General features: G+C 69.2%; 10 protein-coding genes and 1 tRNA gene. 2 read left to right on the forward strand and 9 right to left on the reverse strand.

From position 1 onward, the window contains the following. Positions 1–27: 27 nt before the first annotated feature. On the reverse strand, positions 28–1,422 hold the full coding sequence (locus tag ROA7023_RS03255) for an FAD-binding oxidoreductase (protein WP_085877569.1): 1,395 nt from the start codon (positions 1,420–1,422) through the stop codon (positions 28–30). 104 nt (positions 1,423–1,526) lie between these two features. Between ROA7023_RS03255 and ROA7023_RS03260 the strand changes: the two genes are divergently transcribed. Further along, a tRNA-Met gene (locus tag ROA7023_RS03260) sits at positions 1,527–1,603 on the forward strand. Positions 1,604–1,730: 127 nt separating this feature from the next. On the opposite strand, the gene ROA7023_RS03265 is transcribed toward ROA7023_RS03260, so the two are convergent. The 8 genes from ROA7023_RS03265 to ROA7023_RS24345 form a co-directional block, all read right to left on the reverse strand. Continuing rightward, complete coding sequence (locus ROA7023_RS03265; protein ID WP_085877570.1) at positions 1,731–2,285, reverse strand: invasion associated locus B family protein; 555 nt, start codon at positions 2,283–2,285, stop codon at positions 1,731–1,733. Between the two features lie 125 nt (positions 2,286–2,410). Then, on the reverse strand, positions 2,411–3,799 hold the full coding sequence (locus tag ROA7023_RS03270; protein WP_085877571.1) for an MATE family efflux transporter: 1,389 nt from the start codon (positions 3,797–3,799) through the stop codon (positions 2,411–2,413). After that, entirely contained in the window at positions 3,799–5,850 is a 2,052-nt protein-coding gene (locus ROA7023_RS03275; RefSeq protein WP_085877572.1) for a cation:proton antiporter domain-containing protein, read from the reverse strand. The genes ROA7023_RS03270 and ROA7023_RS03275 overlap by 1 nt, the downstream gene beginning before the upstream one ends. Continuing rightward, a complete protein-coding gene (locus ROA7023_RS03280) occupies positions 5,847–6,455 on the reverse strand; it encodes an NAD(P)H-dependent oxidoreductase (protein ID WP_085877573.1) in 609 nt (202 codons plus the stop codon). The genes ROA7023_RS03275 and ROA7023_RS03280 overlap by 4 nt, the downstream gene beginning before the upstream one ends. A 96-nt stretch (positions 6,456–6,551) precedes the next feature. After that, positions 6,552–7,013 (reverse strand): RrF2 family transcriptional regulator, encoded by a 462-nt coding sequence (locus ROA7023_RS03285; protein ID WP_085877574.1) that lies wholly within the window; start codon positions 7,011–7,013, stop codon positions 6,552–6,554. 49 nt (positions 7,014–7,062) lie between these two features. Further along, complete coding sequence (gene rpe / locus ROA7023_RS03290; RefSeq protein WP_085877575.1) at positions 7,063–7,746, reverse strand: ribulose-phosphate 3-epimerase; 684 nt, start codon at positions 7,744–7,746, stop codon at positions 7,063–7,065. A gap of 59 nt (positions 7,747–7,805) precedes the next feature. Beyond that, entirely contained in the window at positions 7,806–8,504 is a 699-nt protein-coding gene (locus ROA7023_RS03295; protein WP_085877576.1) for a cyclic nucleotide-binding domain-containing protein, read from the reverse strand. Beyond that, the gene (locus ROA7023_RS24345) at positions 8,501–9,151 is read right to left on the reverse strand and encodes a TVP38/TMEM64 family protein (protein ID WP_159458429.1); all 651 of its coding nucleotides are present in this window, start codon (positions 9,149–9,151) and stop codon (positions 8,501–8,503) included. The genes ROA7023_RS03295 and ROA7023_RS24345 overlap by 4 nt, the downstream gene beginning before the upstream one ends. An 87-nt stretch (positions 9,152–9,238) precedes the next feature. Here ROA7023_RS24345 and ROA7023_RS03300 point away from each other — a divergent pair, with 87 nt between their 5' ends. After that, positions 9,239–12,568, forward strand: a complete 3,330-nt coding sequence (locus ROA7023_RS03300; RefSeq protein WP_159458430.1) for an adenylate/guanylate cyclase domain-containing protein — start codon at positions 9,239–9,241, stop codon at positions 12,566–12,568. Positions 12,569–12,598 lie beyond the last annotated feature (30 nt).

Here is a 12,598-nt window from a genome sequence, read left to right on the forward strand (position 1 = left end):
GGTCCTCGCGCGGGCGCTCGCATAGGTTCAGGGGATGGTCTTGCCGGGGTTCAGGATGCCCTTCGGGTCGAGCGCGGCCTTGATCGCCCGCATCGCATCCTGGGCGACGGGATCCTTCAGCCGCCGCAGGGCGCCCAGCTTCGACAGGCCGATGCCGTGCTCTGCCGAGAAGGACCCGCCGAACTCCACCGCCGTGTCGTCGACGATCTCGCGGATCCTGGGGCCGAGGCTCTCGTCGCTGGGATAGACCGTGTAGTGCAGGTTGCCGTCGCCGAGATGCCCCACCACGAGGTCCCGCGCACCGGGATCGAAGGCCAGCACCCGGGTCTGCACCAGGCCCATGAAATCCGGAACCCGATCCAGCGGGACCGAGATGTCGGTGTCGACGATGGGCTCGGGCCCGAACGTGATCTCGGCGGAGGCTTCGCGGCGCTCCCACATCTGGCGGCGCTGCGCTTCGGAGCTGGCGACGACGGCATCCTGCACAAGGCCATCCTCCAGCGCCGCGCCCAGCTGTTCCTCCAGCAGCGCCGAGAGCGGCACGCGCCCGTCCGGGCCCGCGGCGGTGTCGCGGGGGGCGACGGCGCCGAGCTCTACCAGCAGGTTGACCTCGTGACGGGTGTCGAACGGCTCTCGGGCGCCGGCCACGCGGGCGACGTGGCGCTCGATATAGCGGCCGGGCATGTATTCGAAGGCTTCGACGGCACCGTCGCTGGCGTCCTGCAGGCGGGTCAGCAGGGCGAGCGCCGCCTCAAGCGAGGCGGCCGCCACGGTCGCCGTCGCATAGGCCTGCGGTTTCGGAAAGAGCTTCAGGGTCGCGGCGGTGACGATCCCCAGCGCCCCCTCCGAGCCGATCATCAGGTTCTTGAGGTCCAGCCCGGTGTTGTCCTTGTGCAGCGCACTCATCAGCGACATGACCCGGCCGTCGGCCATCACCGCCTCGATCCCCAGCACGAGCGCCCGGGTGCTTCCGTAGCGCAGAACGTTGGACCCGCCCGCGTTGGTCGCGATCATGCCGCCGATCCGGGCAGAGCCCTGCGCCCCGAATGTCATCGGGAAGATCAGCCCGTGCGGCGCGACCGCGCCGTGCAAATCGGCCAGAACGACGCCTGCCTCGACCTCGGCAACACGGGCGGCGGGGCGAATGTCGCGGACGGTCCGCATCCGGTCGAGCGAGAGGATCAGCTCCCCGGGCGCGATCGCCCCGCCGTTCAGCCCGGTGTTGCCGGATACAGGGGTGACCCGCCAGCCGTTGGCATGAGCCGCCGCCATCACCGCCGAGACATCTTCGGTGCTGCCGGGCCGCGCGACGGCGGCCGGGGCGCCGAGATACTTGCCGGTCCAATCCCTGGCCCAGGGCGCGGTGTCGGTCCCGGTCAGGACATTCGGTGTGCCCAGAATGGCTTGCAATTGCTCGATCATGGCCGATACCTCCGCCACTCTCTTGCCCCAGTCCGCCGGCGAAGAAAAGCACTGCGCTTTTGCCGTTGACAGGGGGCGGGGGCTTGTCTAGGTCGGCCTCGCGTGGCGTGGTAGCTCAGCTGGTTAGAGCACAGCACTCATAATGCTGGGGTCGGCGGTTCAAGTCCGCCCCACGCTACCAAATTCTTTCAGCTTCCCCATCTCGTCGTTTCCCGAACGCGGGGCTGTCTTTCGGCCCTTTGCGCCCGGTTGTAGCGGCCCGTAGCCCGGGTCATTCGACCCGGGGTGCTCCAAGGATCTCTCGCAGGTCAGCGGCGCAGGGCGGCAAGGCCTTCTGCAAGGCCCGACACGCTCATCCGGAACACCAGCGGTTCGGCCCGCAGCCCGGGGCGGTAGCCGGCGAGCACCTCGCCCGCGCCCTCGAACTCCTCCAGCGCCTCGGGGTCAAGCCGCAGCAGGCCCTCGCAAAGGTCGGGCGAACAGCTTTGCCATTCGAACATGGTCTGCTCGGCATCCTCCGGCGCGTCCGCCGCGCGGATCGCGAAGCCCGAGGGAAAGAAGACACCATTCGGGACCCGCACGGCGACATAGCTCTCTGTGCCGTCGGCGGACCAGAAGGCCAGCATCTCGGCCAGGAAAGCATCGCCGCCCGACTGGACAAGGCGCTGGCTGAGCACGCAGGCCGTCTCGCCGACCGCGATCGCCTCGCAGGTAACGGCCCAGGCGCCGAACCTCTGCCCGTTGGTCACGCGCTCCCGGGGGGGCTCCGGCTGGGCCGCGGCCTCGGTCTCTTGCGCGGCGACAGCGGGGGTGAGGGCGGCGCAGAGCGCGAGTGTGGCTGCCAGAGGGGCGTGTCTTGTCATGATATGCTCCTTGTTGAACGTCTTGGGGCCGCGTCGGCGGGCCACCCAGCATTGCACGGATCGGGCCGTTCAGGCCACCGGTCCGAACACGGCCCGGGCCACCGATCGTGTCAGCCCCCGCGGGCCTAGGGCTGACCCCGGCCGAACAGCAGATGAAACCGGCGGTGCTCGGTGAAGGCGTCGGGGCTCTTCGGTGTCTCGAGGCCGTTCATCACCCGCAGCGCGAGGCCCGCGGCGATGGCGGCGAAGATCAGCCCGCCGAGCGCCTGGCCGATGAGCACCCCCGGCGCCCCGGCCAGCGCCGCGCCGGCCACGGCAAGGGGCCAGGTGCCCAGCGTGTGCCGACCCCAGTTCACCCAGGTGGAGTAGATCGGGTGGCCCAGGTTGTTGAACGAGGCGTTCGCCACGAAGATCACGCCGTTGAAAAAGGAGGCCAGCGCGAGCGGGCCGCAGAACAGGTAGAGGAGCGAGAGCGTCAGCCCCTCGGCCTCGAACAGGCCGGCAAGGGGCTGACGGACGGCGAAGAGGATAAGGGTGACGCCAACCACATAGACGGCGGTGAATTGCACGGCCACGGTGAAGGCCGCGCGGACCCGGGCGAATTGCCCCGCGCCGAAGTTCTGGCCCACGATCGGACCGATGGCGCCGGAAAGCGCGAGCACGACCGAGAAGGCCACGGGCGTCAGTCGGCCGATGATCGCCATGCCGGCGACCGCATCGGTGCCGAATCGCGCCATCTCGCGGGTCACCAGGGCGCTGCCCACCGGAGTCGCGATGCTGGTCAGCACTGCAGGCACCGCGACGGCCGAGACAGCGCGGGCGTCGCGCACCAGCATTTCGGCGCGGGGGCGGGCGAAGCCCTTGTAGACCTTGATCGCCGGGTAGAGCGCCATGAACGCGATGACGCAGCGGGCGATGACCGAGGCGATCGCCGCGCCGTCGAGCCCCAGGCCGAAGCCGAAGATGAACAGCGGGTCGAGCACGGCGTTGACGGCTCCGCCGACCAGCGTCGCCATCATCGACCGGCGCGCATCGCCGTTGGCCCGCAGGACGGCCATGCCGACCATCGCCACGGAGAGCACCGACATCGTCGGCACGATGATCGTGACATAGCGGGTCGCCAGCCGCAGCGCCTCGCCCTCAGCCCCCAGAAGGCCCAGCAGTTCGGGCAGCCACCAAAGCACAATGACCGGCAGCGCAAGCCCCGTCAGCAGGCCGAACATCGCCACGCTGGTGGCGTATTCGGCGGCATCGCGGTCGCGGTCCGCGCCGATCGCGCGGGCGACCAGCGTGCCCGCGGCGATGGACAGGCCGATGTTGATCGAATTGGTGAAGAACAGCAGCGTCCCGGCATAGCCCACCGCTGCCGCGAGCGCCGCGTTGCCCAGCATCGCGATGAAGATCATGTCGACGAAATCAACCGCGAACATGGCCATCAACCCGATGCTTGAGGTCAGCGACATTACAGTGACATGGCGCCAGAGGCTGCCTGTGCGGAACTTGCCCTCCGACATCAGGCGGTGCCGTCCGCGGCGCGGCGTTCGGCCTCTACGTCCTTGGGGGTTGGCGGCGACCAGGCGCGGTCGATGCGGGTGTTGAAACTGCGCTCCTCGCCTTTGAGCTTGGCCTCGCGTTCGGTCATCATCTCCTTGACCTTGGCGACATAGGCCGGGTTCTCGGCCGCCGGGATGTCGGGGTCATAGACCTCGGCCAGCGCCCGCATCGCGTCGCGGTCGTTGGTGACGAACTGGCGCGACATGCGCTCGGCATCGAACGGGTGGACGCCGAGCGCCTCGAAGGCCGAGCGGCCGGCGCGGACGCCGCTGTCGAAGGTCTCGCGGATGATGTCGCGGCAACCGGCAGCGTAAAGCTCGTAGACGTGGTGCCGGTCGCGGGCCCGTGCGATGACGTGGACCTTCGGGTGGGTGGCCAGGACGTAGCGGACGATCTCGGTGCATTTGTCGCGGTCGTCGATGGCCACGACGATCATCCGGGCCTCGGCCAGTCCCGCGGCCTCGAGCAGGTCGGGCCGGGTGGCGTCGCCGTAGAAGACGCGGAAGCCGAAGGTGCGCATGGCCTCCAGCTGGCTGGAATTGTAGTCCAACACGGTGGTGGAAAAGCCCGCCTCGCGCAGCATCCGGTTGACGATCCCGCCCCAGCGGCCGTGGCCGGCGATGATGACGCCGCCGGGTTCCTCGATATCGTCCGCCTCGCGTTCCTCGGTGCGGGCGAAGCGGGGCACGATGACCCGCTCGTGCAGAATGAAGAGCGCGGGCGTCAGCAGCATCGACAGGGCGACCACCAGCAACAGCTGGCTGGAGACCGAGACCGGGATCACGTCGTTCGCCACGGTGAACGACAGAAGGACAAAGCCGAACTCCCCCGCCTGGGCCAGGCCGAGCGCAAAGAGCCAGCGGTCGGCGCCCTGGATCCGGAACACCAGCGCCAGCACCAGCAGCACGGCGGCCTTCAGCGCGATCAGGCCCAGCGTCATGCCCAGGATCGGCAGCAGGTTCGCGCCCAGCAGGCTGAAGTCGATCCCGGCCCCGACGGTCATGAAGAAAAGGCCCAGCAGCAGCCCCCGGAACGGATCGATGTCGCTCTCCAGCTCATGGCGGTATTCGCTGTTGGCCAGCACGACACCGGCGAGGAAGGTGCCGAGCGCCGGCGAAAGCCCGACCAGCGACATCAGAAGCGCGATGCCGATCACGAACATCAGCGCGGTCGCTGTAAAAAGCTCCCGCAGGCCCGCGCTCGCGATGAAGCGGAACGTCGGCCGGGTCAGGAACACCCCGCCGAGGATCACCACCCCGATGGCGGCGAGGGTCACCAGCGTCGCGGCCCAGCCCGGCAGGCCGTCTACCAGGCTCAGCCCGCTGCCGTGGCCGCCCTCGCCGGAATGGTCCTCCTCGGCCGCGTGGCCGTCGGCCGTCGCGTGGGCGGGCTCGGCTCCGTGGTCGGAACCGTGGTCGGCACCTTGATCGACGCCGGGATCGGCGGGGGCCGCGATCCCGGTCGCCGAGGCGGTGTCCGGCGCGATATCCATCAGGCCCGGCATTGCCAGCAGCGGGATCAGCGCCAGCATCGGGATCACGGCGATGTCCTGGAACAGGAGCACCGAAAAGCTCGACTGCCCGCCGTCGCTTTTCATCAGGCCCTTTTCGTTCAGCGTCTGCAACACGATGGCGGTGGAGGACAGGGCCAGCACCAGGCCGATGGCCAGCGCGATGGTCCAGGGCTGGCCCAGAAGCATCGCCACGCCCATCACGGCGGCCGCGGTCCCGACAACCTGCATCCCGCCCAGGCCCAGCAGCTTGGCCCGCATCTCCCACAACAGCTTCGGCTCCAGCTCCAGCCCCACGAGGAACAGCATCATCACCACGCCGAATTCGGCGAAATGCTGGATCTTCACCACGTCCACCGACAACAGCGCCAGCAGCGGCGAGATCACGATCCCCGCGATCAGATACCCCAGGACCGAGCCCAGCCCGAGGCGCGAGGCGATCGGCACGGCCACGACCCCGGCGATCAGGAAGATGAAGGCCAACAGCAGGAAATCGGTCATGTGGGGGCTCCCTCGCGGATGGGCAGGCGGTCGTGCACTGCCACGCCTTCCGTCTTGCCGAGGTCATAGCGGTCGTCCCGCAGCGCCGACAGCAGCCGCACGTAGCCGTCGACATGAGGTCCGAGCGCACCCGCCTCGGCCGCCTTTAGAGAGCCGTAAAGCACGTAGGGCGCCGGGAAGGTCATCGAGCAAAGGCCCGCCGTCCGTTCGAACGGGGTCAGGAAGGTGCGCAGCTCGTGGCGCTGATAGCCGTCGGGCGCGTAGGCGTCCTCCGGTCCGGCCGCCGTCAGGGCGAGCATCATGGTCTTGCCTGACAGTGCCTCGCCGCCCTCGCCATAGGCAAATCCGTGCTCCAGCACGAGGTCGATCCATTCCTTGACCAGCGCAGGCGCGGAATACCAGAACAGCGGAAACTGCAGCACGATCACATCGTGCGCGAGCAGGCGCTCCTGCTCGCGGTCCACGTTGATGTCGAACCTCGGGTACTCGGCATAGAGGTCGACGATGTCGATGTCGTCCACGCTGCGGGCCGCGGTCAGAAGCGCGGTGTTCGCCTTGCTGAAGCGGTTGCCGGGATGAGCATAATAAAGCAGGACGCGCGCCATCTTTTTCCCCTTGCCGCCGAGCGGTCAGGGCGCAGGAAAGGTGGACTTTGTCCCGTAGTCAAGGCGCGAGTTTACCTCGGGGTCGCCGCAACCGGCCTAGTGCGGGCCCGAGCGGGCCTCCGCCACCGGGAAGGCGAGAAGGGAGCCGAGGCCGCTGTTCCCATGGACGAGGTCGGCCAGCGTCACCTTGTCCAGCTCTGCGTAGAAGGCCTCGAGCGCCCGCTCCAGCGCACCGCGCAGGCGGCACGCGGACTTGATCGGGCAGTCATCCTCGCCGCCGGCGAAGCATTCGGTGAAGGGCACCGAAGATTCGAACAGCCGGAACACGTGCCCGACGACGATCTCGTCCGCCGGCAGCGCCAGTTTCAGGCCGCCCCGGCGACCGCGCACCGTGCAGATCAGCCCGGTCTGGGCCAACTGGTTCACGATCAGGCCGAAATGCGCCTCGGACCCGTTGCAGACCCTCGCGATGTCGCTCTTGCGAACGAGGTCGGGGGCGTGAACGGCGCAGGTCATAAGGGCGCGCATCGCCAAGTTTGTGCGGACGGTCAATCTCATCCATCACGGTTAGCGCGGCCGTCCTCAATCCGCTTTGATCCATGTCATGTTAAGCTTTGTTCGCGGCCCGGATCCTGGCGATATTGGCGCCGTAGGGCGCGGGGTCCGCGACGGAACCGCCCTTGAAGACCGCCGAGCCCGCCACCAGCACATCGGCGCCGGCCGCCACGACCCGCGGGGCGGTGCCGGGATCGACGCCGCCGTCGATCTCGATATGGATCGGGCGATCGCCGATCATCTCGCGCAGGGTGCGGATCTGGTCGAGCTGGCTTTCGATGAAGGACTGCCCGCCGAAGCCGGGGTTGACGGTCATGACGCAGACCAGGTCGCACATGTCCAGAAGCGGCGCGGCAAGCTGGACGCTGGTGCCCGGGTTCAGCGCCAGCCCGGCCCGGCAGCCCGCCGCCCGGATCGCCTGGAGCGTGCGGTGAATGTGCGGCCCGGCCTCGATATGGGCCGTCAGGATGTCGGCGCCTGCCTCGGCGAAGGCCTCGATAAAGGGGTCGACCGGCGCGATCATCAGGTGAACGTCCATCACCGTCGTCACGTGGCGCCGCAGCGCCTTCACCATTGGCGGGCCGAAGGTGAGGTTGGGCACGAAATGCCCGTCCATCACGTCTACGTGGATCCAGTCGGCGCCCTGCGCCTCGACCGCCTGCACCTCGCGGCCGAAATCGGCGAAGTCGGCGGCGAGGATCGACGGCGCGATCTTCAGCGAACGGTCGAAAGTCATCGGGCGGTCCTCTCGTGGTCTTCGGCCCTTCAAGCACCAAGCCCCGCGCCGATCAAGGCCTAGCCCAGCCGGGCCCGCAGCGCGGAATTGGTGGCGATCAACTTGGCGCGGGTGTCGCGCCCCAGGGCGAACTCGATGTTCTGGCGCAGGTTCTCGTCGCGGTCGCACATCCGCACGAGCGTCTCGCGCACGATAATGAAGTGCCGCAGGTCGGACGCGGCGACCACGTCGGCGCTGGCCGGGTCCGCCGACAGGACGGTCATCTCTCCGATGAAGCTGCCCTTGCCGACATTGGCGATGATCTCTCCGCCCAGCCGCACCTGGGCCGTGCCTCGGCTGATGTAGTGCAACCCGGGCACGGGCTCTCCGATCCGGGCCAGAACTGTGCCGGCGGGGACCTCCTGCCAGCGGCCCGCGTCGAGGAACTTGCGCGCGGCGGGCTTCGACAGAAACGGCAGCGCACCCGAGATCAGCTCGGCCTCCTCCTCGGTAAAGCGGGCGCGGTGGCTCAGCAGCCACAGGCGCAGCAGACCGACGACGCTGATCACGATCCAGCTCGACTGGATCAGGGCGGAGGACAGGTTGAACGTCGCGCTCAGCGAGATCAGCACGCAGCAGGCGGCCGCGAGGTTCATCAGCGTGTAGGTCAGGCTGCTGCCCCGGATCAGCCCGAACTGCAAAAGCGCGTAGGACCCGATATAGAGCACGGTCCCCGTCAGACCGATCGCATTGAACAGCAAAGCGGCGTCGATCGTCATTGCAGCCCTGCAGTTCGCTCCGTGTCGTTGCGGCGCATCAGCAGCCAGGCGACACCGGGCAGGCCCAGGGTCGCGAGCACGATCCACCCCATCTGCGCCGAGGCCGCCAGCGCCCCGATCGCCGCGTAGGCCAGCGCGATCACCAGGTTGGCCAGGGTCGTCGTGGCCAGGAACGGGCCGAACGGCATCCGCAGCGCGCCGGCTGTCACCACCGAGGCTTCGGCGAGGACCGGAACCGCCCGTGCCAGCAACAAAAGGCCCGGCCCGCTGCGGGCGAAGGCTTCCTCGGCCCGGGCCTGGGCGGCGGGCTTGACGATTCGGGCCACCAGCGCGGCGTTCCCCAGCCGGCCCAGAAGGTAGCCGCCGACGCAGCCCAGCGTCAGCCCTGCCCAGCCCGCCAACGCCCCGGGCCAGAGGCCCAGCACCGCGCCGCTGGCGGTGGCGATCACGCTGGAGGGCAGCGGCAGCACCACGTCCAGCGCAAGTGCGCCGACAACGACCCCCGCCATGGCCGCCGGGTCCGCCCCGTCGATCAGCCGCAAGGCGAACGACTCGAGCTGATCGCCCCAGAGCGCGAATGGCACCAGGATCGCCGCGAGCATCGCCGTGACCAGCGCCACAAATTTCCACCGATCGCCAGCCGACATGCCGTCTCCCGTCCCTGCCTTCGGTGCAAAGCTTGCGCCGCGCAGTCGGGCGGTGCAACATTCCCTAGGGGAAATAATTCACCTGTTTTGGCGTCAAGTCTTCCGGGGGCAACGAAAATTAGCGTCATCGACTGGCTTAGCGAGATCGGCCTGGCCGAGTATGCACGCGCTTTCGAGGACGAAGGCGTGACCGTCGATGTGCTGAAGTCCCTGACCTCCGAAGACCTGCGCGACATCGGCGTGACCAAGGTCGGGCACCGCCGCCGGATGCTGGACGCGATCGCCCGGCTGGGCGCGGCCGCCCCCGATTCGCCCCCCGTCGGCGAACGCCGGCAGGTCACGGTGCTGTTCTGCGACGTCGTCGGCTCTACCGAGATGGCCTCTCGGACGGACCCCGAAGAGATGCGCGACACGCTGTCGGCCTTCCTCAACATGGTTTCGGACCAGACCGCCCGCAAACGCGGGCTGGTGGCCAAGTACATGGGCGACGGCGCGCTGGCCTATTTCGGCTTTCCCCGTGCGCTGGAGGCCAAGGCCGAGGCCGCGGCCCGCGCCGCGCTCGCGATCCAGGACGCCGCCCGCGCCCTGCGCTGGCCCGACGGCAGCCCGCTGGGCGTGCGAATCGGCATCGCCACCGGCAACGTGGTGATCGGCCAGATGATGGGCCGCGGCACGGCGCTGGAGATGAGCGTCGTCGGCGAGGCACCCAACCTCGCCGCCCGGCTGCAGGCAGAGGCGGCCCCGGGCGAGACCTGCATCGACGAGCGCACCCGGCGCCAGATCGGTGGCATGCTCGATACCGAGGCGATGCCGCCCCGCCCGCTCAAGGGGCTGGGCGATTCGGTGACGCTCTGGCGGCTGACGGGGGTCGCGCGGCCGCGCTCCCGGTTCGAGGTCCTGCGCGCCGACCGCATGAGTGCCCTGGTCGGCCGGGCCGATGCCGTCGCCCGGATCGATGCCGCCGTGGCCGCGACACAGCGGGGCACCGGGCGGGCGCTGATCCTGTCGGGCGAGCCCGGGATCGGCAAGTCGCGCCTGTTGCACGAACTCACCGTGCGGTCGCTGGACGAGACGGCGCGGGTCGTGCCGCTGTTCTGTGCCCCCGACGGTGCCGCGACCGCCTTCTATCCGGTCACTGAATGGCTTCGCAGCCGGATCGAGACCCCGGCCCCGGCCACGCCAGAGGCCTGGGATGCCAACATAAGGCGGGACCTCGTGCACCCGGTCTCGGACGAGCAGGCCGCGCTCGTGGCGCAGTTGCTCGACGTGCCGGTGCTGGACGACCGGCTCAAGGGCTTTTCGCCGCAGCGCCTGCGGGCGATGACCTTCGAGCTGCTCAGCGCGCTGATCGACGCCGAGCTGGAAATCCGTTCGCTGATGATCGTAATCGAGGATTATCACTGGGTCGACCCGTCCACCCGCGAGCTGGTCGAAAGCCTCGTGGCGCGGGTGGCGACTGCGCGGCTGCTGGTGGTGCTCTCGACCCGGCCCGAGGGCGTGCCGGACTGGCCCGGGGCCGAACATATCGAGGTCGGGCGCCTGGACGACGCCGAGGCCCGCGCCTTTGCCAAGGTCGCGGTGGGCGCCGCCGCCCTGCCCGAGGACGTCGTCGACCAGATCGTCGAGCGCGGCGCGGGCATCCCGCTGTTTCTCGAAGAGCTGGCCCGCACCGCGCTGGAAATGGGGTTCGAACGGCTCGGCTCGGGCGAGGTCGTGGGCCTGCCGGACACGATTCGCGACCATGTCATGGTGCGGCTCGACCGGGCCGGGTCTGAGCGCGAGCTGGTGCAGGTCGCCGCCCTGATCGGGCGCGAGTTCCGGCCCGATCTGCTGATCTCTGCCCTGGGGCAGCCCGCGGACGCGGTCTACGGTGGTCTGCGGCAATTGCTGTCGAACAACCTCGTCGCCCGGCGCGAGACCGCGGCCGGCCCGATCTACATGTTCGAACACGCGCTGATCTCGGACGCGCTTGCCGAGACCATGCTCAACAGCCGCCGCCGCCTGTTTCACGGGCGCATCGCGGAGGCCCTTCAGCAGGGCAGCACCGGAGAGGCCGCCGTCCCCGAGCGGGTCGCCGAGCACCTGGCGCAGGCCGAGCGGCACCTGGAGGCTGTCGGCGCCTTCGTGACCGCCGCGGAGAAGGCGATGGAGCGTTTCGCGAACCTCGAGGCGACCGAGCACCTGGCGCGGGCCCGTGCCGCGCTGGAGCGTGCGCCGGAGGGGTCGGACAGGCTGCGGGCCGACCTGCGGCTGTCCACGCTCAGCGGCATGGCCCATACCATGACCGGCGGCTGGACCGCGCCGGAGGTTGTCGAGAACTACAGCCGCGCCCGCGAGCTCTGGACCGAGGTCGGGGCCGAGGGCGAGATGTATCCGATCGCCGTGGGGTTGGTCGGCTACTACATCATGACCGGCAATTTCGACGAGGCGATCCCGCTGGCTTGCGAACTCGTGGCGCTCGCCGAGCAGACCGGCGAGGACGAGATCATCATGGCCGCCGAGTTCGAGCTGGGCGCGGCGAAGCTCTACAGCGGCGACATGGAGGGCGGCCTGCCGCACCTGCTCCGCGCGGTCAGGCTGTTCGACGCCGACGCGCACACCGCCCATGTGGCCCAATGCGGCAAGAACCAGGGCGTCGCCGCCCTTTTGCAGATGGGCTTCGCGGAATCGATGATGGGCCTGCCGGAATCGGCGTCCGGCCGGTTCCGCGCCGCCTTCGAGGCGATGGAGCGCAATCCCCACCCCTTCACCGAGGTCTGGTCCCAGCTGGGCTTTCTGTCGCTGCAGCTGTCGCGGCGCAATTACGACCAGCTTCTGGAGGCCGTCGACGGCATCATCATGCGGGCCGAGCAACAGCAGTTTCCCCACGTCGTGGTGCAATCGAAGCTCTACAAGGGCTGGGCGCTGGCGATGTCGGGCCGGCATGACGATGGCATCGCCATCGCCTCCGAAGGGATGGAGGGCTGGCGCACCATGGGGGCGACCCGGCCGGTCTATACCGCCTATTACGCCGAGGCGCTCGCCAACGCCGGACGGGCCAACGCGGCCCGGGCCGAGATCGCCCGGGCTTTCGAGGAACAGGAGCGCAACGCCGAACTGCTGGGCGCGGCCGAGATCCACTCGATCCACGGCGATGTCCTGCGTCTGACCGGCGCCCCCGCGGGCGAGGCCGATGCGGCCTATCTTCGGGCCATAGAGGTCGCCCGGGGCGACGGCACATTGACCTATGAACTTCGCGCCGCGCTGAAGCTGGCCCAGGGGCGCCGCGCCGCCGGAGGCCCTGCCTTCGTCGAGGCGCGCGACATGCTGGCCCGGGCCTATTCCGCGCTGACCGAAGGGTTCGATGACCCCGACCAGCAGGCCGCCCGCGCCTTGCTGGACGCCACCGGCGCCACCATGGCACCGGCGCGGTCATGACGGTGGGCCGATACGCCTTTGGTCTGGGCA

This window comes from Roseisalinus antarcticus (assembly GCF_900172355.1).
GTDB lineage: Bacteria > Pseudomonadota > Alphaproteobacteria > Rhodobacterales > Rhodobacteraceae > Oceanicola > Oceanicola antarcticus_A.